The organism is Paraburkholderia aspalathi, assembly GCF_900116445.1.
GTDB lineage: Bacteria > Pseudomonadota > Gammaproteobacteria > Burkholderiales > Burkholderiaceae > Paraburkholderia > Paraburkholderia aspalathi.
The window spans coordinates 68,341-91,002 of sequence record NZ_FPBH01000034.1 but is presented as its reverse complement, the minus strand read 5'-3'; the positions used below and the strand labels follow the sequence as shown (position 1 = coordinate 91,002).

Below are 22,662 nucleotides of genomic sequence, written 5' to 3'. Positions count from 1 at the left end.
AGTGTCCTGGAGGCGTTAGCGCGAGCGCCGCTGCACATAAACCGCCGCGACGATGATGCCGGCCTTCACGACCAGGGCCGCCGCGTCGGGAATGCCGTGCGCGAGCAGCGTATAGCGCAGCAACTGGATGATCAGCGCGCCGATCAGCGTGCCGCCGATATAGGCCTTGCCGCCCGTCAACGCCGTGCCGCCAACCGCCACCGCGGCGATCGCATCGAGTTCCACGCCGAGTCCCACTACGTTCGCATCCGAGGACGAGTTCACCGAGATCGAGATCAGCCCCGCTAAGCCTGCGAGCGCGGCGCACAACGTGTAAGCGATCAGCTTGACGGTGGCCGTCGGCACGCCGCACAGATAGGCGGCCTTTTCGTTGCCGCCAGTGATCAGCAGATACTGGCCGAACAGGGTTTTGCGCACGATCCACGCGAACAGTACGACCAGCGCGAGCATCAGCAGCACCTGGAACGGCACGCCGGCGACCTTGCCCAAGGCGATCCACTGGAACGCGGGCGTGTTGAATGCTTGCAGGCTGCCGTCGGTGACGACCTGGGCGATGCCGCGCCCGGCGATGAACAGCACCAGCGTCGCGACAATCGGCTGGACGGATAGCCTCGTCACCAGCAAGCCGTTGAAGACACCGCACGCGGCGGCGGCCAGCACCGGCAGCACGAACGCGAGCGCAATGCCGCCTGGTCCTGGAATATTCAGGAACAGCATCGGCGCGAGCGCCCCCGAGATCGCCATCGATGCGCCCACCGACAGATCGATGCCGCCCGTCGCCACCACCAGCGTCATGCCGATGCCGACGATCACGATCGTCACCACCTGTGTCATGTTGACGTTGAAGGTTTGCAGCGACCAGAAGTGCGGGGTGAAGATCAGGTTGAAGAGCACCATCGCGAGCAACACGATTACTTCGCGTTGCATGGCCAGGTGCCGCCATTTCTTCACCGTCGATGCGGCCGTGGCGCGTGATGTGGCAGCGTCCGGCATAGGCGGCGTGGCTTGGGTGTGTAACGACTCGGTGTGCAACTTAAGCGCCATGACGGTCGCCCTCCAACGCGTCTTCGATATGTGCGGTCTGGGCGGCTTCGACCAGTTGCGATTGGCCTTCGCCGCCGTAGGCGATGGCGTCCATGATGGCGGTCTCGCTCATGTCGGCGCCGTTCAGTTCGGCGACGGTGCGGCCGTCGCGGATCACCACCGCGCGGTCGGCCACCGCCGTCAGTTCTTCGAGTTCGGATGCGGACAGCAGCACGGCGAGGCCGGCGTCGCGCAGTTCACGCACGATCTTCGCCACGTCGGCTTTCGCGCCGACATCGATGCCGCGCGTCGGTTCGTCGAGCAGCAGCAGCGAAGGTTCGGCAGCGAGCCAACGCGCGAGCAGGACCTTCTGTTGATTGCCGCCCGAGAGTTCGCGAATCGGCTGATCGGCCGAGCGCAGCTTGATGCCGAGCGACGCAATGAAACGGTCGACGATCACCTGCTGTTTCTTCACATCCACCACGCCATTCTTCGCCAGCGTGCGCAAGCAGACGAGCGTGAGGTTGTCGCGCACCGAGAGTTCGGGGACGATGCCTTCGGCTTTGCGGTCTTCGGTAAGGTAGGCCAAGCCACGCGCAATCGCGTCCTGCGGCGACTTCAGCGCCACCGTTTCTCCGCCGATCGACAATGAACCGTGTTCGAGCGGATCGGCGCCGAACATCAGGCGCATGGTTTCGGTGCGGCCCGAGCCGAGCAGGCCCGCGAGACCTACTGCTTCGCCCGCGTGCACTTCAAGCGATACGTCGCTCACTTTCGGATGCGCGCTCAGCTGCGTCGCAGCGATCGCCTGCTTGCCGCGCCGCGCGAGGTTCGCTTCACGCGCAGCGGCGTCTTCGTGCACGACGGCGGCGAGCGTGCGGCCGAGCATCGTCGTGACGAGTTGCAGCTTGTCCATCTCCGCCATCGTGCTTTGCGCGACTGTCTGGCCGTCGCGCATCACGGTGACGCGGTCGCATAGTGCATAGAGTTCGTCGAGCCGGTGCGAGACGAAGATCACCGCGCGGCCGTCGTCGCGCAGTTTGCGCACCACGGTGAAGAGCAATTCCACTTCGCGTTCATCGAGCGACGAGGTCGACTCGTCCATGATGACCATCTTCGCGTCTGACGAGACGGCGCGCGCCAGCGCCACCATCTGCTGGATCGCGGTCGAATAGCGGCCGACGGGTTTCTTCACGTCGATCTGCAAGCCGAACGAATCGAGCAGGGCGGCGGCGCGTTGCTGCACCGCGCGCCAGTCGATCAGGCCGAAGCGGCGTGGCTCGCGGCCGAGGAAAATGTTCTCCGCCACGGAGCGGAACGGCACGAGGTTGATCTCCTGATAGATCGTGCTGATGCCGGCTTCACGCGCCTGCTTCGGGGTGCGGAAATCGACTTCCCGGCCTTCGAAGCGCACGCTGCCCGAGCCGCGCCGATAGGCGCCGGTCAGGATCTTGATCATGGTCGATTTGCCGGCGCCGTTCTGGCCGATCAGCGCGTGCACTTCGCCGGCTGCCACGCTCAGATTGGCGCTGCGCAACGCGGGGACGCCGCCGAAGCTGATGCCGATGTCCTGCATCTCCAGCAGCGGCGAACGGGTAAGGGGGGAGTGCGGTGTCTGCGTGCCGGATTCCGTCACGGGTGTCCTCCTGATGCGTGTGCTGCTTCACGTGCTGCATGCATTGCATACGCGCGGCAGTGCGAGCCGCCGTGGCCGTTCGTTCGGGCTCCATGCAGGCGGTGTCGTCGAACCATGTTACGCCGCATAAAAGCGAAGCGACGGTCCGTGCTGCCACGAACGCGTCGCTCCGAACCCTTCCCGTCACCCGCCCCCCGAGGAGATTGATTCGGGGCGAGGACGTCCTGCGGGCACAGCCCTCGAAGAAGCTTTCTCCGAGGTACGGAGCGCCTGGACACTCCGCTAAAGCGCTGCCCTCAAGCTACACAACCGCGTGTACGACCGCGGCTGTCGATCAATAGCCGTACTGCATGCTCTGCTGCACGTTGCTCTTGTCGTAGAAGCGGTCCGAGACCTTGACCCACGTCGGGATCTTTTCGCCCTTCGCGTAACGTTGGGCGACGTCGCAGGCGAGCGGGCCGAAGAACGGGCTCGACTGCACGCTTGCGCCGAGTTCGCCGGCGGCAATCGCGTCCATGCCGCCCTTGGTGCCGTCGATCGTGACGATCTGGATGTCCTTGCCAGGCTGCTTGCCGGCGGCCTTGATCGCGGCGATCGCGCCGAGCGCCATTTCGTCGTTATGCGCGTAGACGGCGGTCACTTCAGGGTGCGCCTGCAACAGCGTTTCCATCACCTGACGGCCCTTGTCGCGTGCGAAGTCGCCGCTTTGCGAGGCGATGATTGTCATGCCCGGGTTCTTCGCGATGATTTCGTCGAAGCCCTTCTTGCGATCGTTCGCAGCGGACGCGCCCGTGGTGCCTTCGAGTTCGATGATCTTCGCCTTGCCGCCTGTCGCCTTGACGAGCCAGTCAGCTGCGCGATGGCCCTGATCGATGAAGTCCGAGCCGATGAAGGTGATGTAGTCGCGGCCCGCCTTGGCCACCGACTGATCGACGTCACGGTCCACCAGGATCACCGGAATGCCAGCCTTTTTGGCTTGCAGCACGACCGGCGCAAGCGGCTTTTCTTCGCGCGGCGGGAACACCAGCAGATCGACGTGCTGCGCGATCATGTTCTGGATGTCCGAGACCTGCTTGGAGTTCGAACTATTGGCGTCGGTCATGACCAACTGCCAGCCGCACTTCGCGGCGATGTCCTTGAAGCTCTTGGTTTCCGCGAGACGCCACGGATTGTTGCTTTCGGTCTGCGCGAAGCCGACCTTCAGCGGAGTCTTGGTAGGCAACTTCGGCAGCGCGTCGTCGGCGTACGCCGTCGCCGTGGCGACGCCGAAACCGATGGCCAGAGCCAGCAGCGAACCTGCCATCGGACGGATCTGCTGCCTGCGCGCGTGCTTGCGCGACTGCGTGTTGAGCGACGCCATTGTCTTCCTCCAGTACCTGGTGAGGTGTATTTGCTTTTTAGTGTTTCTCCTGTCGGCCGAGCTGATTCACCCTGACCGGACGTGCCGATTATTCCACCGGGAATTATTATCGGTCAATCACTAATAATATTAATTATTGGCTTTTCTGCCTCGGTAATTACCCTGATCGAGCCGCGTTCGACGAGCGGTCCGTCGAGTTTGACGAGGCGATGCCGCACCGGTGCGCCCGCTGCGCGGTTGTGTTCTTCCTGCAGCAGGGTTTCGACGGCCCAGCGTCCCAGTTCGTAGTTCGGCAGCACCACGGTCGACAACGGCGGATGCGTGTGGCGGGCAATTTCCTGGTCGTCGTAGCCGAGCACGGAAACGTCTTCGGGCACGCGCAGGCCGAGTTGCTTCAGGGCCTCGATCGCGCCCAGCGCGGTCAGATCGTTGGCGCAGAAAATGGCGGTTGGCGGATGCGCCTCGCGCATCAGGGAGAGCGTCATTTCAAAGCCGACTCCCGAGCTCCAGTCGCCGTCGCGCACCAGTTCGGGCGCGTACGGCAGGTCGGCGGTGGCGAGTGCCGTGCGATAGCCCTTGAGGCGGTCTTTCGAGGCGTCCTGCCACGGTTCGCCGTTGATATAGCCGATCCGCCGATGCCCCGACTGCAGCAGATAGTCAGTCGCCAGATGGCCGCCTGCGACCTCGGCCGGCACCACGGATGACAACCCGCCTTCGCTCGTGTAGCAGTTCAGCAGCACGGTGGGCACCTGCGAGAGCGCCGCCGGCAAGGTGACCTTGCGGGTGTAGACGGTCGCGTAGATCACGCCGAATACGTGCGGGTTCGACAGCGTCGCGTCGAGCACCTGCTTTTCGATGTCGGCGTTGCCGTGCGTCGAGTAGACGGCGAGCATCTTGCCGCTCGCATAGGCCGCATCGCGCGCGCCGTCGACGTTGACGACCGGATGCGGACTGGTGGAAATCTCGTCGGCCAGATAGACGATCAGGTTGCGTTCATCAGCCGAAACCGATACCGGTTCGCGCAGCGACAGCCGGTAGCCGAGGTCGTGCGCGGCCTTTAACACCTTGTTGCGGGTGGTCTCGGAGAATTTCGCGCCGGTCGCGTTGTTCAGCACGAGCGAGACAGTGGATTGCGACACGCCGGTGAGCTTGGCGATGTCGGTCATGGTCGGGCGGCGTTGAGTCGATTTTTTCATTGTGCGGGCCGCGCTGCAGCGGCGCTAAAGCAGGAGCATGCCGGTGGCATTCGTGATGCTGACGGTACCACTAATAATATGCGTGCGGCAACGCGCGCTAACCCGCCATGTGGGAGATTTGGTAAGGCAAGAATCGGTTGGTTTTGGCTAATTTATTACTAATAATATTGACCGATGCGCTTTGGCGTGCGATTCTCGGTCGCGCGGACCCTGAGGGTTCCGCCGGCCGCGCGCTGTGCGCGGCACGTCATAGGAGAGATCGATGGGCGTTCATGCCGCCATCCGCCTGAGGCCCCGCCTTTTCTGACCATGCGCGACGTTTCCTTGAATCCGATCCGGCCGCTCGTCTCTGAAATCAACGGACTTACGTGGCTCGACGACCCCGCGATCGAGAAGTCGCTTGTCACGCTGACGGCCGGCGCCATGCATGTGGTGGTCGCGCCTGAAGTCGGCGGCGCACTCGCGGCTTACTACGAATCGACGCCAGAAGGCCCGCTGCACTGGCTGCGGCCAGCCACGCAAGCAGCGTTCGATCAACGCGATCCGCTGCGCATGGCGAGCTTTCCGCTCTTTCCCTATTGCAACCGGATTCGCGACGCGCGTTTCGAGTTCGACGGCGGCACAGTTGATCTGAACGGCAACGACCTGCGCTTTACGCATGCGCTGCATGGCAACGCGTGGCGGCATCCATGGCAGGTGGGGGCGCGCACGGAGAGCTCCGTGGAATTGCATTTCGAACACGAACCGGACTCGCGGCTGTCCGGCGACTGGCCGTTCCGTTATCGCGCGCAGCAGCGCATCGAGTTGATCGGCGGCGCGTTGTGCATCACGCTGTCCGCGCAGAATCTCGGTGACCGGCCGATGCCCTTCGGCATGGGCCATCACCCGTACTATCCGCGCACCGCGCAGACCCGCGTCTACGCCGAAGTGCAAGCCATGTGGCATGCCGACGCCGACGTGCTGCCCACGCATCTCGGCCCGCACCCTGCAGTCGAGGCGTTGCGCCACGGCATGTCGCCGGACGCGTTCGCACTCGACAACAACTTCGCCAACTGGTCGCGCGAGGCGACGATTGCATGGCCCGACGAACACCGTCAACTGACGATGACCGCCGATGCGCCCTTCGATCACATGGTGGTATTCGCGCCCGCCAACGATGCGCAACTGTGCGTTGAACCGGTGACCAACACGACCGATTGCTTCAACGCGGTGGGCATGCGGGAACAGGTAGGCGGCTGCGTGTTGCAGCCGGGCGAGGAGATCGCGGCGGCGCTGAACTGGACGCCCCGAAGAGGTTAGTGCCCGTACTTCACTCGACTCGCAACCGCGCCATATACGGCAAATGATCCGACAGCCACGCGGTTTCCTGCGTCGGCTGGATCCATTCGACCGGCTCCATGCCCCGCACGAACATCTTGTCGAGCGCGAGCGCCGGCGAGAAGGCCGGAAATGTGCGGCCCGCTTCGCCGAGCAGCGTCGCCACTTCCTGCAGGCCGTGTTCGGCAAAGAGCGGCACCGAGTCGTTGCGCCAGTCGTTGAAGTCGCCGGCCAGCACTAGCGGACCTTCCGGCGCTTCCTTCGCGATCCAGTGCGCGATCCAGTTCATTTGCCGCAAGCGCGCCGAGCGCGTGAGCGCGAGATGCGCGCACAGCAGCGTGACCGAGTGGCCGCCGAAGGTCGCCCGCGCCACCAGCAGTCCGCGCTTTTCGAAGCGATGCGCGGAGATATCCCAGCGCCCGCCGAGATCGAGCGGATGCGGCGACAGAATCGCATTGCCATGCCGCCACGACGGCTTGAAGACATTCGGACCAAGCGCGATTTCGAGTTCGGCCGCGCGTGCGATCTCGGTGGCCTGACAGTGCCAGACGTCGCTCAATGGATCGGCGAGCGGCGAGCCGAAACTACTGGCCAATATCGGCGAGGGCATGCGCCGCGCCATCGCTTCCTGCAAAAAATACGCGTCCGCATGGGTCGACTGAACCCAGCGCTGCATCGCCTGCCAGGCCTGAAAGCCGAGCGGTGTGCGGCCCTTGTGCAGATTCCAGCTGACCGCAATGAAATCCTTGGGCGCTGCGCTCTCGCGGATCAATTCTTCTGGGTTTCGCATGCCGCGTTGTCCACGTGTTCTGTTGGGGGCTTCGGTTGTTCGTTTCAGTTCGTGCCGTTCGCATTGCGCGCATTACACTAGTTCGCGCTGTTCGCAAGGCTCGCACGCACGCGATAGACCAGGTTCGGATTCTTGTCGACGATCGTCCAGCTGACCCACTGACCAGGCGGCACCTTCAGGCCCGGATGGCTCGCGCTTACCTGACGCGGTTGCGGCGGCAACTTGCAACCGGTGTCGGTTTGTCGCGCGGCGTCTTCTTCGAAGGTTTCCTGGGCTTCGATCGACAGTGTGACGGCGCTCGCATCCGCCTGCAGCGGCGAGATCGTCAGCGTGCGCGCCAGGTCGATGCTGCCGCCGGGCTGATCTTTACAGCCGACGTTATGCTGGACCATCTTGTGATGCGTGTCCGTGCGCGCCTGGCCGACGGTGGTGGTGCCGTCGAACGAATCGATCTGCTGGCCGTCGCGCATGACCTGCAACTGCCATTGCACGGCCTGTTGCGTCGCCCCTTGTTGCGCGTTCGCAAGCAGCGAAGTGCCGAACAGCACAGCGACGATACTGGTTTTCCACATAGAAGGTTTCTCCGGTCACTGCATCCGGCAGAGTAGACAGAAGGCCATCTTACGCCTGATGGGCTGAACGCCTTTCTGACACCTCAAACGGGGCCGGGTTCAGCAAAACACCATTTCCGATGAGAAGGTGAATCCTCACGGGGACTTCCTCCGGGGCCTCGCAGGAAACAAGCCCTTGTTAGCAGCAGACCCGCATGACTGCTGGCTTGCACGCGAATATGTCCTCGTTACACTGGACCTGAAACGGTGCCCATCAGGCGCCGCAGCAGCAAGACCAGCCAGACGGGGTGAGCGATGACAACAGCAATGGTCAAACAGGAAATCGCCGTGGCATCGTTCAGCAGGGTGTACGACCTCGATCAGGTCGAGACCGCGCTGAACGAGCTCAGCGAAGGGGCGAACGAGGCGCTGCGCGCCACGTACGAAAAGATGCTCAAAACCGGCAATCTGCGCTTCTGCGTCAAGCCGAACCGGATGCCTTCAATCGACGATCTGATCGACGCGTTGCCCAACTTCTCGGAACCGCTCGACGACATCCGCAAGCAGGTCGCCTTGTGCCTCGAGACTGAAGACCGGCTCGAACTGATGCCGATCCTGTTGCTCGGCGACCCGGGCATCGGCAAGACGCACTTTGCCAAGCAACTGGCGCGCATGCTCGGCACCGCGTACCAATACGTGGCGATGAGTTCGCTAACGGCGGGGTGGATCCTGTCGGGCGCATCGTCGCAATGGAAGAACGCGAAACCGGGCAAGGTGTTCGATGCGCTCGTGAACGGCAGCTACGCAAATCCCGTGATTGCCGTCGACGAAATCGACAAGGCCACTGGCGATTCGCAATACGATCCGCTCGGCGCGCTTTACGCGCTACTCGAACACGACACGGCGCAGACGTTCATCGACGAGTTCGCGGAGATTCCGATCAATGCCGGCCACGTGATCTGGATCGCGACCGCGAACGACGAGCGCTCGATCCCGGAGCCGATTTTGAACCGGATGAACGTGTATGAGATTCCGCCGCCGGATCGCGACGGCGCGCGCCGTATCGCTCAATCGATCTACGATGAGATTCGCTCGGCGCATAACTGGGGCCTGCGTTTTCCCGAAACGCTCGGCGACGCCGCGCTCGATGCGCTGAAGCTGGCCTCGCCGCGTGAAATGCGGCGCGCGATCCTGAACGGCTTCGGCGCGGCGCGCATCGACGGGCGAGATCGGATCGGAGCCGGCGACATCCGCCTGGATTACGGAAATCGGAGGAAACCGATCGGTTTTTGAGCGTTTTTGCTCTGTTTTTGGCAGAAAACCGTCTTCGGACGGCTTTCTGCGAACACGAAACAGGCGATTCGACACTTAAAACAGGATGAATGTCGCAGCAATTGTTGCGAGTTTCGCGATTTCGAAGGGTTTTCATCGGTCGGTCTTCCGCCTTGACAGGCGCCCGGCGGCAAGGTGGCCAGCATGGCCGGCAGCGCTCTGAGGACGCAGGGCGATGCCATCGCGCGCATGAAGAATTGAGCGCGACAATCGTCGACGGCGTACACTGATCTTGTCCGGCCCATACGTTTAAGCCCTGCTCAAGACCGAATGCCCGCAGTCGTCCGACTGCGGGCATTTCTGTCTGTGCGGCGTCGTACAATTTTGTATAGCGGTTGCGTAAGGCCAGGTGCGTTCGACAGCGAGCGGTGTGCGGTCCTCGATAGCCGTACCCTGTCTTCATGAATATCGGGTGAACGAGGCAGCGCGCGGCGAGGTTAGCCGCGTCAAGGGACATGGATCAGATCGAATGTGTAGTGATCGGCGCTGGCGTCGTCGGTCTTGCCGTGGCGCGCGCATTGGCGGCGCGCGGGCGCGAGGTGATCGTGCTGGAAGCGGCCGAAGCGATTGGCGTGGGCACCAGCTCGCGCAATAGCGAAGTGATTCACGCGGGGATCTACTATCCACGCGGTTCGTTGAAAGCGGCGCTTTGTGTGCGCGGCCGCGAGATGCTCTACGACTACTGCGTCGAGCACAACGTGCCGCATTCGCGTTGCGGCAAACTGCTGGTCGCCACCTCGCGCAATCAGATTCCTCAGCTCGAAAGCATCATGGCGAAGGGCCGTGAAAACGGCGTGCTCGACCTGATGCGAATCAACGGCGACCAGGCGCAAGCGCTCGAACCTGCGCTCGAATGTGTGGAAGCGGTGTTCTCGCCGCAGACGGGCATCGTCGATAGTCACCAGTTGATGCTGGCGATTCAGGGCGACGCCGAGCGCGACGGCGCGGTGTGTGCGTTCCATGCACCGGTCAAGGCGATCGAAGCGAGTAACGGCCGCTTCATCATCAAGGTGGGCGGCGCCGCGCCGACCACGATCAGCGCCGCCTGCGTGATCAACAGCGCCGGCTTGTACGCAAATGCGCTGGCGCGCACGATTCGCGGACTCGACGCGCGGCATGTGCCGCCGCTCTATCTTGCGCGCGGCAACTACTTCAGCATCTCGGGGCGCGCGCCGTTCAGCCGTCTGATCTATCCGATGCCGAACGAAGCCGGCCTCGGCGTGCATCTGACCATTGATCTCGGCGGCCAGGCGCGTTTCGGTCCGGACGTCGAATGGGTCGATGCGATTAATTACGACGTCGATCCGCATCGTGCGGATTCCTTTTACGCGGCGATTCGCGCGTACTGGCCCGCGCTTCCCGACGATGCGTTGCAGCCCGCTTATGCGGGGATTCGTCCGAAGCTTTCCGGGCCAGGCGAGCCCGCCGCCGATTTCGTGATTCAAGGTCCGGCCGCGCATGGCGTGCGCGGGCTCGTCAATCTGTTCGGGATTGAGTCGCCTGGATTGACGGCGTCGCTCGCGATCGCTCAGCGTGTCTGTGAACTGAGCGGGCGCGCTTAATTGTCGCACCCCTCACGTTCTCATCCCGACACCCTGCTGCCCACTTCATGCGATCAACCGGCATTCCGAGTGCGTAACGTGCGCGCGGAGTAGTACCAATTCGGTTATCTCTATCATTTGGGCTGTCACGCGCGACGGCTTCATTGCTATCCTTGGGGACCGCTGTCATCAGAACGGCGATCAGTTCAATATAAATGGAGTGAGTCCCCCATGAAATCTTCCCGTCGTACGTTTTTGATCACCAGCATTGGTGTGGCATCCACGTTCGCACTGTCGCGCCAGGCTTTCGCCGACGCACCGCAGGTCGCCGAGACCGACCCGACCGCACAAGCGCTCGGCTACAAGGCTGACGCGAGCAAAGTCGACAAGGCCAAGTTCGCGAAATACGCAGCGGGCCAGGACTGCGGCAACTGCAGCTTCTACCAAGGCAAGCCGACCGACGCCTACGCCGGCTGCCCGATGTTCGCGGGCAAGCAAGTCGCGAGCAAGGGTTGGTGCAGCGCATATAACAAGAAGGCCTGATTCCGTTTCAACCGCACACGCATTCAGTGTCACGGTAAGTGCGCCGCAACATTGCGGCGCCGGACTGCGGTCCGATCATCGAGGCGTCTGCCGCCCTGCGCGACAGACGCCTTTTTGTTGCTTGAAAACAGCTTGCGCGCTCTTTACACTCCAAGGCGATTGCTGCGGCGGGCATTATTTTTTCCTGCTCGCGCCAGGGTGCACTCGCGCACGCTGAAGCACATCTACGCTGAGACGCCGTACCACGCGACATTTTTCGCAGGCTGGAGATTCGAATGGCACCAGCGTCACGGAGCCTCAACACGCGCGCCGTCGTGGCGGCTGTGATCGGCAACGCACTCGAATGGTACGACTTCACCGTGTTCGGTTTCCTCACGGTGGTGATCGCCCAATTGTTCTTTCCGGCAGGAAACGACTATTCGTCGATGCTGCTGACTACCGCAACCTTCGGCGTCGTATTCGCCATGCGGCCGATCGGTGGCATCGTGCTCGGACTTTACGCGGATCGCGCGGGACGTAAGGCGGCGCTATCGCTCGTCATTGCGCTAATGACGCTCGGCATCCTGCTGCTGGCGATTGCCCCGCCGTATTCGGCGATCGGCATCGGTGCGCCTTTGATGATCGTGCTCGGGCGTTTGCTGCAGGGCTTTTCCGCCGGTGGTGAATTCGGCAGTTCTACGGCCTTGCTGATCGAGGCAGCACCGTTCTCGAAGCGCGGCTTCTACGGCAGCTGGCAGATGGCGAGCCAGGCGGCGGCGCTTCTGCTCGGTGCCGTGGTTGGTGCGTTGATCACGCACGGCCTTTCGCCCGAGGCGCTGAAGTCATGGGGTTGGCGCGTGCCGTTCATTCTGGGCTTGATCATCGGGCCGATCGGTTTTTATATCCGCCGGCATCTCTCCGATTCGGAAGCTTTTCTGCTTGCGCAAAAAACGGCACGGCGCGCAACGCTCGGCGAAGTGTTCAGGAGCCATAGCCGCGACGTGCTGTGCGGACTCGGCGCGGTGATCGCGCTCACCGTGACGATCTACGTGTTGATCAGCTATCTGCCGACCTTCGCGGTCAAGCAACTAAAGCTGCCTTATGCGCAATCCTTTTACGCGGTGATCGTCGGCAATCTGCTGCTCACCGTGCTCTCACCGTTGACGGGTGCATGGTCGGACAGGATTGGACGCAAGGGGCTTTCGTTGTGGTCGCTGGTACTGACGCTCGTGATCATCTATCCGCTGTTTGCGTGGCTCGCGGCGGAGCCGAGCGTGTCCAAACTGATTCTCGTGCAGGCGCTACTGTCGATTGCGCTCTCCGGATATTACGGGCCGTTCGGCGCGTTGATCGCCGAACTGTTTCCGGCGAACGTGCGCTCGATCGGCTTATCGCTCGCGTACAACGTCGCGGTGATGCTGTTCGGCGGCTTCGGGCCGTTCGTCGTGACGTGGCTCATCAACATTACGGGTTCGCCGCTCGCGCCGACTTACTACGTGATGGGCGGACTGGCGTTGTCGATCGTGGCAGTGGCGTGCATTCCCGGCAAGCGTCACGCGGATCTCGACGCGCGTCGCAAACCGGCTTGAGGGTTCAGTCCTCCGACGCCCGCTCGTCTAGCTGCGCGCCGGTATCAACGGTGGCCGTTTGTCGAACCACGGCCGCGCTGCCTCGAGTTGCGCGGCCAGTCGCAACAGCGTTGCTTCGCCGCCGACGCGCGTGGCGAACTGCACGCCGATCGGCAGCCCGCGCGCGTTCCAGTAGAGCGGCACGGACATCGCCGGTTGTCCGCTCAGATTGAACAACTCCGTGCATCCCGCCCACGCGAACGCCTTGTTCGACGCTTCGGTCAACAGTTTCTTCATCAGCGCTTCGAGCGGCATTGTCGTGACGGCGCGCATCTGCATGCGCTCCGCGGAGGTGGGGTGCATTTCGCCGATCTTGATCGGTGCGCCAGCGAGCGTCGCGCACAGAAGCACGTCGTAACGGCTCAGCAAATCGGTGAGACGTTCGGTGATGCGACGCTGCTCTTCGAGCGCGCTAGGCAAGCCCCGCTCGCCGAGTTTGCGGCCGACGTGCGCCATTGCCCACGTCGAGATTTCGAATTCGTCGCGCTGCGGCTTGCGGCCGGTGATGCGATCGGCGTGCAGCACCATCTCTTCCGCTGTCACTGACCAGAGCATCAGAAACGCATGGCGGACTGACGCGAAATCGATGCCGAGCGACACCGGTTCGATGTTATGCCCGAGCGAACTGGCGAGTTGCGCGGCGTCTTCGAGCGCGGCGCGCGAGTCGGCGGAGAGCGAGGGCGCCAGCATCGAATCGGTGACGTAGGCAATGTTCAGCGGCTTGCATGGCTCGCGGCTCGCGCCAAGGAAAGTGCCCGGTGCGCCGAGCGGTCTGTCCGCGTTGCCGCCCAGCAGATCGAGCAGCAACGCGCTGTCACGCACGCTGCGCGATACCGCGTGATCGATACCGAGCTCACCGACGGCGGGAGTCGGTGTCGCGCGTGGCACACGTCCGCGGGAAGGTTTGAGGCCGAACAGTCCACAACACGAAGCGGGAATGCGGATTGAGCCGCCGCCATCCGATGCGTGCGCGAGCGGCACGATGCCCGCGGCGACCGCCGCGGCCGCACCGCCGCTCGAACCGCCGGGCGTGTGGTCGAGATTCCACGGATTGCGGCACGCGCCGAACAATTCGGGCTCCGTATAAGGCATCTGGCCGAGCTCGGAGGTGCTGGTCTTGGCGAAGATGTTGAGGCCGGCCGCCTTTGCCAGCGCGACGACCGGTGCGTCTTCGGTAGGAATGAAATGGCGGTAGTGACGGCTGCCCATCGACATGCGCAGCCCGGCGACCGCTGCGCCCAGATCCTTGATCAGATAGGGCACGCCTGCGAGCGCTGCTTGGGTGCTTCCGTCATTGGTTTGGTTCGCGCCATTCGCTCGATTCGCATCATCACGCGAGGCACGCTGACGCGCGGCGTCGTAGTCCTTCAGGACAATCGCATTGATCGCGGGATTAACGGCCTCGGTGCGGGAAATCGCGATGTCCAGCAACTCGCGCGCGCTTGCTTCGCGGCTTCGAACCAGTTCGGCGAGGCCGATGGCGTCATGGGCGAGATAGTCTGATTGCACGACGGAGGGACCCTCGCTATCGAGTGTTGAATCTGCCGGTTGCCTATGCGCGTGATGAACGGCCTGGCTGGACGTTAGGCTGTTCCTGGTTCATCGGCGCGCATGGAAGAAGACGACGCGCCGATGGCACGTCGTCTTCGAGAGAGTAACCCAGGTACAGGTGCGAGTTGTAGGCACCGATCAAAGCCGTGGGTGACAGGCGCCGGTTACAACGTGAGTTAAAGCCGCGAAGTTACAGCCGCTCACCGAGGAACGTCAGCGTGCGGCCATGCGCAAGCGCTGCTGCGGGCTGGTTATACGATGCGCGGTCCGAGCAGTTGAAGCCGTGATCGGCATTCGGATAAATATTGAATTCCGCATCGGCACGGCCGGCGAAGCGCTCCTGAATCTGGCCGACAGCCGACAGCGGAATATGCGCGTCGAGTTCGCCGTAGTGGAATTGCATCGGCACTTTGATCTTCGCGGCCTGATCGAGCTTGTTCTGGATGCCGCCGCCGTAGTACGCCACCGCGCCGTCGAGCGTGCCTTGCGCAGCTGCCAGATACGCGAGCTGGCCGCCGAAGCAGAAGCCGATCGCCGCAATCTTGCCGGTCACTTCCGGCATCGCGCGCAGCGCCGCGGCGGCTGCGCCGATGTCGGCCACCGCCTGGTCGACATTGGTCTTCTGCATCAGCTCGATGCCTTTCTCGCGATCCGCGCCGTCATACGTCAATTCGACGCGCGGCTGCACGCGCCAGAAAATGTCCGGCGCGAGCGCGACGTAGCCGTCTTGCGCATACTGATCCGCGACCGAGCGGATATGGCTGTTCACGCCGAAGATTTCCTGAATGATGATGACTGCCGGTCCCTTGCCGCCTTTGGGCAGCGCCAGATAGCCGCCGAAACTGTCGTTGCCGGCGGGAATGTCGATCCAGCGGGAAGTCGTGCTCATATTGCTCTCCATTTACTCGTGCGTTGATGCGCAGGGTCGGTCTGAATGAATGCCCGAGGCCTGAATGCCTGAGACGGGCGGTCAGTTTGCCATCAAAAGAAACGGCTTGCAGTGAGGTTGCGCGCGGCCTGACAACGCCCGCCGCACGGCGATGATCTCGTAAGGCGATTGAAACATTCTCGATAATTCATTTCTCCGCGCGCGCATGGCTCGGTAGAGTCGAAAGTCCTGGCTCGTTGATGCGACGAGCGCTTTGCCAGAGAGAGAATCGATCATGAATGAAGGCAGTTTTGTGACGCCGTTTGCGGCACGTTTCGAGTTGCGGGTGCCGGTCGTGCAGGCACCGATGGCCGGCGGCGCGACGACGCCTGCGATGGTGGCGGCGGTATCGAATGCCGGCGGTCTCGGCTTCCTCGCGGCGGCGGCACTGTCGCCCGAGAAAATCGCGAGCGAGGTTGCGGCGATTCGCGCGCTGACGGATCGTCCCTTCGGCGTGAATCTGTTTGTACTGGAGCCGGCCGCGCCGGACGAAGCCACTGTGCGCCGCGCGCTCGAAGCCATCGATCCATTGCGCACGGATCTCGGTTTGCCGCCGGGTCAACCGCTCGAACGCTATGCGCCGGATTTCCGCGCGCAACTGGAAACGCTGATTGAATTGCGCGTGCCTGTGGCGAGTTTCACATTCGGATTGCTCTCAGCTGCCGACGTCGCCCGTCTGCATGCAAACGGCCTATATGTAATAGGCACGGCGACGCACGTTGCCGAGGGTATCGCCTGGCGCGATGTGGGCGCAGACGCCATCGCCGCGCAAGGCGCGGAGGCGGGCGCGCATCGCGGCACCTTCATCGGCGCATTCGAGGAGGCGCTGGTCGGCACGATGGCGCTCACGCCGCAACTCGTCGATGCGACCGGCCTGCCGGTGCTGGCCGCCGGCGGCATCATGGACGGACGCGGCATCGTCGCCTCACTTGCGCTCGGCGCACAAGCCGCGGTAATGGGCACGGCGTTCCTCACTTGTCTGGAGAGTGCGATACCGCAGGCATGGAAAACCCGAGTGCGCTCGATGTCGGATACATCGACCTCCGTGACGCGCGCGATCACCGGTCGCCATGCGCGCGGCATACGCAATCCGCTGATGCAGCGCTTAAGCGAGTCGGCGCATAAGGTCGCGCCTTATCCGGTGCAAAACGCCTTGACGCAGGAGTTGCGGCAAACCGCGAGCCGCGCGGATAACGGCGACTATCTGTCTCTATGGTCAGGCCAGGGCGCCCCGCTTGGCCGCAAGCGCCGGGAAGGCCTTGGCGCTGCCGAACTGGTTGGGCAACTCGAGCAGGAATGGCATGCTGTGGCAGCACGGATCGGTGCGCTCGAGCGTTGATTCGGCGTGGCTCAGACGCGCGTCGCGGCAACTGCGGCGCGCTTTGTTTTTACGCAAAAAGCCTATTCGAAACATTTACGGTTTAACACGCTAAAAGCTTTAGGCCGTGCTGTTAGACGATAGGCGTACCTAGCGGAAACCCGCATGGGCTGGTGCTCTCCGGCCTGTCTTTCCAGCCGGAATCGGCTCTTGTTGGATAAACGCTATTAGTGTTCATCCCACTTCCTCAAAAAAGTCCCACAATTTAATTTGATGGCCTACACTTGCGCGCAAGTACGGTTTGCCGTCTGCCACAAACAGTCCGGTGAACGTGCTGGCCAAGTGCATGAACGATGCAACCGGCGTGGTCGTCCACGGGACTGAGCGACACGTGTAGGGAAGCGGGGGCACAGGGCGATTACGTTGTTTTTGGGACCGAAACTGGAGACTTACATGAACATCAAGATTCAAAAGCTTTTGCCGATCAGCGCTGCGGCCATGTTGTTTGCGTCATTGGCTACGGGCGCGGTGGCGGACGAGGTCGTCAAGATCGGCCACGTTGCACCGTTGACGGGCGGTATCGCTCACCTGGGTAAAGACAACGAAAACGGCGCGCGTCTGGCTGTTGAAGAAATCAACGCCAAGGGCCTGACGATCGGCGGCCAGAAAGTCACGCTGCAACTCGACGCACAAGACGACGCAGCTGACCCGCGTACGGCTACGCAAGTTGCGCAGAAGCTGGTTGACGATAAGGTCGTCGCAGTGGTCGGCCACTTGAACTCGGGCACGTCGATCCCGGCTTCGAAGATCTATAGCGATGCTGGCATCGTGCAGATCTCGCCGTCGGCAACGAACCCGGCTTACACGCAACAAGGTTTCAAGACGACGTACCGCGTCGTGGCGACCGATGCGCAACAAGGTCCGGCACTGGCTAACTACGCAGCCAAGGGTCTGAAAGTGAAGAGCGTCGCGATCGTCGACGACTCGACCGCTTACGGTCAAGGTCTCGCCAACGAATTCGAAAAGACCGCCAAGTCGCTGGGCCTGAACGTGATGTCGCATGACGCGACGAACGACAAGGCTGTCGACTTCCGCGCGATTCTGACGAAGATCAAGGGCGAAAACCCGGACGCGATCATGTACGGCGGTATGGACGCAACCGGCGGCCCGTTCGCCAAGCAAGCCAAGCAGCTCGGCCTGCGTGCGAAGGTGCTGGCAGGCGACGGCGTGTGTACCGACAAGCTGTCGGACCTGGCTGGCGACGCAACCGACAACATCGTCTGCTCGGAAGCCGGTATGGCGCTCGAGAAGATGGCTGGCGGCGCAGCGTTCCTCGCCAAGTATCAGAAGCGTTTCGGTCAGCCGATCCAGATCTACGCTCCGTTCACGTATGACGCTGTGTACATCATCGTCGACGCTATGAAGCGTGCGAACTCGACCGATCCGGCGAAGATCCTGGCAGCAATGCCGGCGACCGACTACAAGGGTGTGATCGGCGAAACCACGTTCGACTCGAAGGGCGACCTTCAACACGGCGTGATCTCGCTGTACAACTACAAGGCAGGCAAGAAGACGCTGCTCGACGTAGTGAAGATGTAAGAGCCGCATGACCGAAGACAGCTGTGTTTGTCTTCGGTCAAGCAGTTAAAAGGCACGCGCGCCGCAAGGCTCGCGTGCCTTTTCTTTTGAGCGTTTGCGTGCGAGGCTAACGAGTTTGGGAACATCGTTTGGGAGAATGCCGTGACCACTGAGATCCGTTCGATCGACAACGGCTGGCGCCGCTGGATTGCCGAGAATCTGCTGCTCGACGCACCGCCGCCCGCGCTGCACGGTGCGCTGGTCGGACATGGTTTCGACCCGGCCGAAGCCGCGCGCGAAATCGAGACGGCGCTCGCGAGTCCGTACTTTGAGGGTGCCGTGCGTTTGCGCAATCGTTTGCGCAAGCGCGAATGGATATTGTCGGTGTACGGCACGCTCAATCGTATGCGCGCCGGAAGCGGTTTGATCGAGCGGCGCGAGCGCTTATCGCGTGACGAGTTCTTTGAGCAGTACTACTTTCAGAACCGGCCGGTCATCATCACCGGCGCTTTCGATTTCTGGCCGGCACGCACGCAGTGGAGTTTCGACTACTTTCGCGAGCGGTGCGGCGAGTGTGAAGTCGAAGTGCAGTTCGGACGCGAGTCGGATTCGAATTACGAAATCAATCAGCCGAAGCTCAAGCGCATGATGCGCTTTGCCGATTATGTCGATCTCGTCGAGCGCAGCGGCTCGACTAACGATTTCTACATGACCGCCAATAACACCTCGCACAATCGCGCGGCCCTCGCGGCGTTATGGTCAGACGTACCGGCTATCCGCGAATATCTCGATGCCGAGTCGCCCGATACGGGTTTTTTCTGGATGGGGCCGGCAGGAACGAAGACGCCGTTTCACCATGATCTGACCAATAACTTCATGGCGCAGGTGATCGGCCGCAAACAGATCAAGCTAGTGCCGTTGTCCGATACACCGCATATGGCGAACATGCTGCATTGTTATTCGGAGGTGGACGGCGGGGCGATCGACTACGAGCGTTTCCCGTCGATGCGCAATGCGCATTTGATGGAATGCACGCTCGAACCCGGCGAATTGCTGTTTTTGCCGATCGGCTGGTGGCATTACGTGGAAGGACTCGATGCATCGGTGACGATGACGTTCACCAACTTTCTGCAGCGTAACGACTTCTCGCGCGACTACGTGACGTATCACGAACTGTGAAAAAAACGGCGAGCCGGTTGACCCGGCTCGCCGCTCCCCCCTTCGACGCTTGTTTTTTTCGCGTCTTTATTGACTGTCGTTATTCGTATTCGTTACTTCTTGCTCGTCAGGCCACCCAGACCGCCGAGCAAGCCGCCGCCCGTGGTGCCGCCGGTCGAAGTCCCCGAACCGGTCAATGCGCCGGTGACAGTGCCCAGCAGACCAGTGATCGGCGCAAGCGGGTTGCTGGTGCTGCCCGTGCCGCCCGAACCCGCGGCCGACCCGAGCGCGCCTGTCAGCGACGACACCGCCGACGTCACCGGCGCAAGCGGGCTGCCGCTGCCGCCGCTGCCACCGGTCGCGCCGCTCAATGCGCCCGTGACCGAGTTCAGCACACCGGTCAGCGGTGCCAGCGGGCTGCTGCCTGAGCTACCGCCGAGGCCGCCGAGACTGCCGGTCACCGTGCTGAGGACGCTGGTCAGCGGTGCCAGCGGGCTGCTGCCTGAACTGCCGCCGAGGCCACCGAGACTGCCGGTCACCGTGCTAAGGACGCTGGTAATCGGCGCAAGCGGGCTGCCCGAACCGCTGCCGCCGGTCAGGCCGCCGCTCAAGGTGCTGGGCAACGCGGTGAGAATGCTGGTCAACGGCACCAGCGGATTGCCCGTCGTGCCGCCGCTTCCGCCCGGATTCAGGATGCCGGTGAGGCCGCCCAGCGGGTTGCCGCTGCTCGTGCTGCCCGCGGTCAGCAGGCCGCCGGCGGACGTGACCGTGTCGCCAAGCTTGGTCACGACATTGCCGAGGTTCTGACCGATCGGGTTGTTGGTCGCGTTGCTGACCTGGCTGCCCGCGGTGTCGAGGCCGTGACCGATGGTCGACAGCAAACCGTTCAGTGGTGCGCCGAGTCCGGTCGTATCGCCGACGGTTTGAGTCGTTTGCGCGAGCGTGGCGGTGATCGGCGTGATCGCGGTGCTGACGGTCTGCGTCACTTGCTGGATCGGACCGTTCGTCAGCTGCGAGGTTAATTGCGTGCCAAGGCCGCTGACAGCAATACCGAGCGTCGAGACCGTGCTGCCGAGCGGCGTGGTCAGCGGACTGAGCGGTGCGGTGGGACCGCTGCCGAGACTTGTCACGAGCTGGCCTGCGCTGTTGACGGCCTGGCCGGCGTTATAAACGAGGCCGCCGCTGCTCGCCAGCGTCGTGCCGAGCGGATCGGTGGAGTTGCCGAGCTGGCCGAGGCCGTTCACTGCACCCGTGCCGACTGCGGTGACACCGGCGCCGAGATTCGAGACGACGTTGCCGAGCGCGGTCGAGGTGGCCGGGTTCGAGCCGGGGATCGGCGTGAGGCCGATCTGGTTGCCGATCGCAGACACGGTTTGGCCGGTCGCGGTCACCACGTTGCCGGTGTTCTGGACGACGACGCCGATCGGATTGGCGCTGGTTGGTGTGGGCGTCGGAGTTGGCGTCGGTGTGGGCGTGGGCGTAGGTGTAGGCGTCGGAGTCGGTGTGGGCGTCGGAGTCGGAGTCGGTGTGGGCGTCGGCGTTCCGCCTCCGTTCCCCGAGCCGGAACCTGAGCCGCTGCCGGAACCACTACCCGATCCGCTCGAGACGCCAGGTCTGACCAACGTGCTTCCGCATCCGGTCAGTAAGATCATCGACGTCACGCACATGGCGATCGCCGACAGTTTGAAATTGCGATTCATGGTCTGCTCCCCCGTAATTTGAAAATTGCTGGGGAGCTAACTGCAAGGCCTATGCCATTTATGTTTGCATGCTCAATGCAGAGAATAAAATCATACAGATCAATAGGTTGCGAGCCCGCGCGCGAAGCGGGGAAGGTTCCGATGTCACCGATGTGGCGGGGAACACATCAGCGTGTAGGCCTCGCGTAACGTAACGTAAGAACGCCGGTTTTCATATGGCGTGACGCCCGCCGATGCAACAGCAGCGCGCGTCTGCGTCAGATCTTCAAACGCCGCAGCACCTTCGGACCGGCGACCGCGATCAGAGCCGAACACACGGCCACCACTGACAACCCGATCGGCAGGCTGGTCGCCTGCGTCACCGCGCCGATGATTACCGGTCCGAGCAGCAGCCCGAAGTACGCCAGCCCGGCGACATGCGCGAGTCCTTCGGCCGCGTGAATGCCTTTGACGCTTGCCGCCGCCGCAAACAGCACGGGCATCATGTTGGCGAGGCCGAGACCCATCAGCGTGAAGCCGACGAGGGCGACGACCGGATTCGGCAGCAGCAACGCGCCAACCATGCCCGCGCAGGCCAGCGACGCGCTCGCCATCACCAGTTGCGGCGCGCCGAAGCGGGCGCGCACGGCGTCGCCGGCGAACCGCGCCGCTGCCATGCCGGCCGAAAACGCCGCGTAGGCGGCGCTCGCGAGGGCCGGCGTGGATAGCACGACGTCGCGCATGTAGACGGTCGCCCAGTCGTACATCGCCCCTTCGGCGATCAGCGCGACCAGTGCCATGACGCCGAGTGCCCACAAGGCCGGCGAGCGCCAGCGGTTGGCGCGCGGCGTGGCGGCGTCGGGATGGTCGGCGTGGGGTACGTGCGGCAGTACGGAAGGACAGGCTGCAATCAGCACCAGCGCGCTGATCGCCGCGGCAAGCGTGAGATGCACAGCCGGCGCCATGCCACGCGACAACAGGAGACCGCCTACCGCTGCGCCGGCCATCCCGCCGACGCTGAACATGCCGTGCAGCGCCGACATGATCGGCCGGCCGAGCGCTTTCTCCACAGCGCTGGCTTCCGCGTTCATCGCGACGTCGAGCGTGGCCATGCCCGCGCCGAAGACGGCCAGCACGATCAGCAACATCCAGTAAGCCGGCACGATCAGGATCAGCGCCGCACATGCCGACATCACCAGACCGCTCGTCAAACAGGCCCGGCGCGTACCGACCCGCGCAATCCAGGACGCATTCGCCGCCATGGCGCCGATCGAGCCACCGGCGAGAGCCAGCAGTGCGTACGAGAGCATCGCCGCGTTCAGATGGAAGCGGTCGCGCACTGTCGGCACGTGCACCCCCCACGACGCGTACATCATGCCGGCGATGAAGAACAACGCCATCGTGGCGACACGGGCGCGCTGCCGCGCGGTGCCGGAGAGATCGCGATGAGCAGCGGGGAGGGTGACGAATTCGGAGGAGCGGTCGGACACGGAAATCTCAAGGAGGGAGAACGCGCGAGAAAGCGCGTTGAAAGCGAATTTCCGATTCTAACGA

At 63.0% G+C, this 22,662-nt stretch carries 18 protein-coding genes; 8 read left to right on the top strand and 10 right to left on the bottom strand.

Translation table 11 applies throughout. From position 1 onward, the window contains the following. Nucleotides 1-15: 15 nt before the first annotated feature. The 4 genes from BM438_RS36750 to BM438_RS36735 all read right to left on the bottom strand — a co-directional run bounded on the left by BM438_RS36750 (nt 16) and on the right by BM438_RS36735 (nt 5,185). On the bottom strand, nt 16-993 hold the full coding sequence (locus BM438_RS36750; RefSeq protein WP_093644891.1) for an ABC transporter permease: 978 nt from the start codon (nt 991-993) through the stop codon (nt 16-18). Between the two features lie 40 nt (nt 994-1,033). Further along, nucleotides 1,034-2,599 carry a sugar ABC transporter ATP-binding protein gene (locus tag BM438_RS36745; RefSeq protein WP_244179538.1) on the bottom strand — a complete coding sequence of 522 codons (1,566 nt, stop codon included), beginning with the start codon at nt 2,597-2,599 and terminating at the stop codon, nt 1,034-1,036. Nucleotides 2,600-2,993: 394 nt separating this feature from the next. Next, on the bottom strand, nt 2,994-4,019 hold the full coding sequence (locus tag BM438_RS36740; RefSeq protein WP_093644873.1) for an ABC transporter substrate-binding protein: 1,026 nt from the start codon (nt 4,017-4,019) through the stop codon (nt 2,994-2,996). A 113-nt stretch (nt 4,020-4,132) separates the two neighbouring features. Continuing rightward, a complete protein-coding gene (locus BM438_RS36735; protein WP_093644871.1) occupies nt 4,133-5,185 on the bottom strand; it encodes a LacI family DNA-binding transcriptional regulator in 1,053 nt (350 codons plus the stop codon). A gap of 339 nt (nt 5,186-5,524) precedes the next feature. Between BM438_RS36735 and BM438_RS36730 the strand changes: the two genes are divergently transcribed. After that, nucleotides 5,525-6,514, top strand: a complete 990-nt coding sequence (locus BM438_RS36730) for an aldose 1-epimerase (protein WP_093644869.1) — start codon at nt 5,525-5,527, stop codon at nt 6,512-6,514. 10 nt (nt 6,515-6,524) lie between these two features. Here BM438_RS36730 and BM438_RS36725 read toward each other — a convergent pair whose 3' ends face one another. Both BM438_RS36725 and BM438_RS36720 read right to left on the bottom strand, forming a co-directional pair. Beyond that, on the bottom strand, nt 6,525-7,322 hold the full coding sequence (locus BM438_RS36725; RefSeq protein WP_093644867.1) for an endonuclease/exonuclease/phosphatase family protein: 798 nt from the start codon (nt 7,320-7,322) through the stop codon (nt 6,525-6,527). 77 nt (nt 7,323-7,399) lie between these two features. Continuing rightward, nucleotides 7,400-7,894 carry a hypothetical protein gene (locus tag BM438_RS36720; protein WP_093644865.1) on the bottom strand — a complete coding sequence of 165 codons (495 nt, stop codon included), beginning with the start codon at nt 7,892-7,894 and terminating at the stop codon, nt 7,400-7,402. A gap of 294 nt (nt 7,895-8,188) precedes the next feature. Between BM438_RS36720 and BM438_RS36715 the strand changes: the two genes are divergently transcribed. The 4 genes from BM438_RS36715 to BM438_RS36700 all read left to right on the top strand — a co-directional run bounded on the left by BM438_RS36715 (nt 8,189) and on the right by BM438_RS36700 (nt 12,857). Then, entirely contained in the window at nt 8,189-9,166 is a 978-nt protein-coding gene (locus BM438_RS36715; protein WP_093644863.1) for an AAA family ATPase, read from the top strand. A 494-nt stretch (nt 9,167-9,660) separates the two neighbouring features. Beyond that, nucleotides 9,661-10,767: an NAD(P)/FAD-dependent oxidoreductase gene (locus BM438_RS36710; protein ID WP_093644861.1), complete on the top strand. Its 1,107-nt coding sequence runs from the start codon at nt 9,661-9,663 to the stop codon at nt 10,765-10,767. Between the two features lie 210 nt (nt 10,768-10,977). Next, complete coding sequence (locus BM438_RS36705) at nt 10,978-11,289, top strand: high-potential iron-sulfur protein (RefSeq protein WP_054037945.1); 312 nt, start codon at nt 10,978-10,980, stop codon at nt 11,287-11,289. A gap of 275 nt (nt 11,290-11,564) precedes the next feature. After that, nucleotides 11,565-12,857 (top strand): MFS transporter, encoded by a 1,293-nt coding sequence (locus tag BM438_RS36700; protein WP_093644859.1) that lies wholly within the window; start codon nt 11,565-11,567, stop codon nt 12,855-12,857. Nucleotides 12,858-12,884: 27 nt separating this feature from the next. On the opposite strand, the gene BM438_RS36695 is transcribed toward BM438_RS36700, so the two are convergent. Further along, nucleotides 12,885-14,405, bottom strand: coding sequence for an amidase (locus BM438_RS36695; protein ID WP_093644857.1), 1,521 nt, complete (start codon nt 14,403-14,405; stop codon nt 12,885-12,887). A gap of 232 nt (nt 14,406-14,637) precedes the next feature. Next, a complete protein-coding gene (locus tag BM438_RS36690) occupies nt 14,638-15,336 on the bottom strand; it encodes a dienelactone hydrolase family protein (protein WP_093644855.1) in 699 nt (232 codons plus the stop codon). A gap of 274 nt (nt 15,337-15,610) precedes the next feature. On the opposite strand from BM438_RS36690, the gene BM438_RS36685 reads away from it, so the two are divergent. The 3 genes from BM438_RS36685 (at nt 15,611) to BM438_RS36675 (ending at nt 19,450) form a co-directional block, all read left to right on the top strand. Further along, a complete protein-coding gene (locus BM438_RS36685; protein WP_093644853.1) occupies nt 15,611-16,714 on the top strand; it encodes an NAD(P)H-dependent flavin oxidoreductase in 1,104 nt (367 codons plus the stop codon). A gap of 432 nt (nt 16,715-17,146) precedes the next feature. Then, nucleotides 17,147-18,292, top strand: a complete 1,146-nt coding sequence (locus tag BM438_RS36680) for a branched-chain amino acid ABC transporter substrate-binding protein (protein WP_093644851.1) — start codon at nt 17,147-17,149, stop codon at nt 18,290-18,292. A gap of 141 nt (nt 18,293-18,433) precedes the next feature. Then, a complete protein-coding gene (locus BM438_RS36675) occupies nt 18,434-19,450 on the top strand; it encodes a cupin-like domain-containing protein (protein ID WP_093644849.1) in 1,017 nt (338 codons plus the stop codon). Between the two features lie 92 nt (nt 19,451-19,542). Here the strand turns inward: BM438_RS36675 and BM438_RS36670 are convergent, their stop codons facing one another. After that, on the bottom strand, nt 19,543-21,129 hold the full coding sequence (locus BM438_RS36670) for a collagen-like triple helix repeat-containing protein (protein ID WP_093644847.1): 1,587 nt from the start codon (nt 21,127-21,129) through the stop codon (nt 19,543-19,545). Nucleotides 21,130-21,386: 257 nt separating this feature from the next. Then, on the bottom strand, nt 21,387-22,598 hold the full coding sequence (locus BM438_RS36665; protein WP_093644845.1) for an MFS transporter: 1,212 nt from the start codon (nt 22,596-22,598) through the stop codon (nt 21,387-21,389). Between the last annotated feature and the right edge of the window lie 64 nt (nt 22,599-22,662).

Coding starts and splice junctions, on each gene's coding strand:
- BM438_RS36750 (WP_093644891.1), bottom strand. CDS start 993: ATGCCGGACGCTGCCACATCACGCGCCACGGCCGCATCGACGGTGAAG.
- BM438_RS36745 (WP_244179538.1), bottom strand. CDS start 2,599: ATGCAGGACATCGGCATCAGCTTCGGCGGCGTCCCCGCGTTGCGCAGC.
- BM438_RS36740 (WP_093644873.1), bottom strand. CDS start 4,019: ATGGCGTCGCTCAACACGCAGTCGCGCAAGCACGCGCGCAGGCAGCAG.
- BM438_RS36735 (WP_093644871.1), bottom strand. CDS start 5,185: ATGACCGACATCGCCAAGCTCACCGGCGTGTCGCAATCCACTGTCTCG.
- BM438_RS36730 (WP_093644869.1), top strand. CDS start 5,525: ATGCGCGACGTTTCCTTGAATCCGATCCGGCCGCTCGTCTCTGAAATC.
- BM438_RS36725 (WP_093644867.1), bottom strand. CDS start 7,322: ATGCGAAACCCAGAAGAATTGATCCGCGAGAGCGCAGCGCCCAAGGAT.
- BM438_RS36720 (WP_093644865.1), bottom strand. CDS start 7,894: ATGTGGAAAACCAGTATCGTCGCTGTGCTGTTCGGCACTTCGCTGCTT.
- BM438_RS36715 (WP_093644863.1), top strand. CDS start 8,189: ATGACAACAGCAATGGTCAAACAGGAAATCGCCGTGGCATCGTTCAGC.
- BM438_RS36710 (WP_093644861.1), top strand. CDS start 9,661: ATGGATCAGATCGAATGTGTAGTGATCGGCGCTGGCGTCGTCGGTCTT.
- BM438_RS36705 (WP_054037945.1), top strand. CDS start 10,978: ATGAAATCTTCCCGTCGTACGTTTTTGATCACCAGCATTGGTGTGGCA.
- BM438_RS36700 (WP_093644859.1), top strand. CDS start 11,565: ATGGCACCAGCGTCACGGAGCCTCAACACGCGCGCCGTCGTGGCGGCT.
- BM438_RS36690 (WP_093644855.1), bottom strand. CDS start 15,336: ATGAGCACGACTTCCCGCTGGATCGACATTCCCGCCGGCAACGACAGT.
- BM438_RS36685 (WP_093644853.1), top strand. CDS start 15,611: ATGAATGAAGGCAGTTTTGTGACGCCGTTTGCGGCACGTTTCGAGTTG.
- BM438_RS36680 (WP_093644851.1), top strand. CDS start 17,147: ATGAACATCAAGATTCAAAAGCTTTTGCCGATCAGCGCTGCGGCCATG.
- BM438_RS36670 (WP_093644847.1), bottom strand. CDS start 21,129: ATGAATCGCAATTTCAAACTGTCGGCGATCGCCATGTGCGTGACGTCG.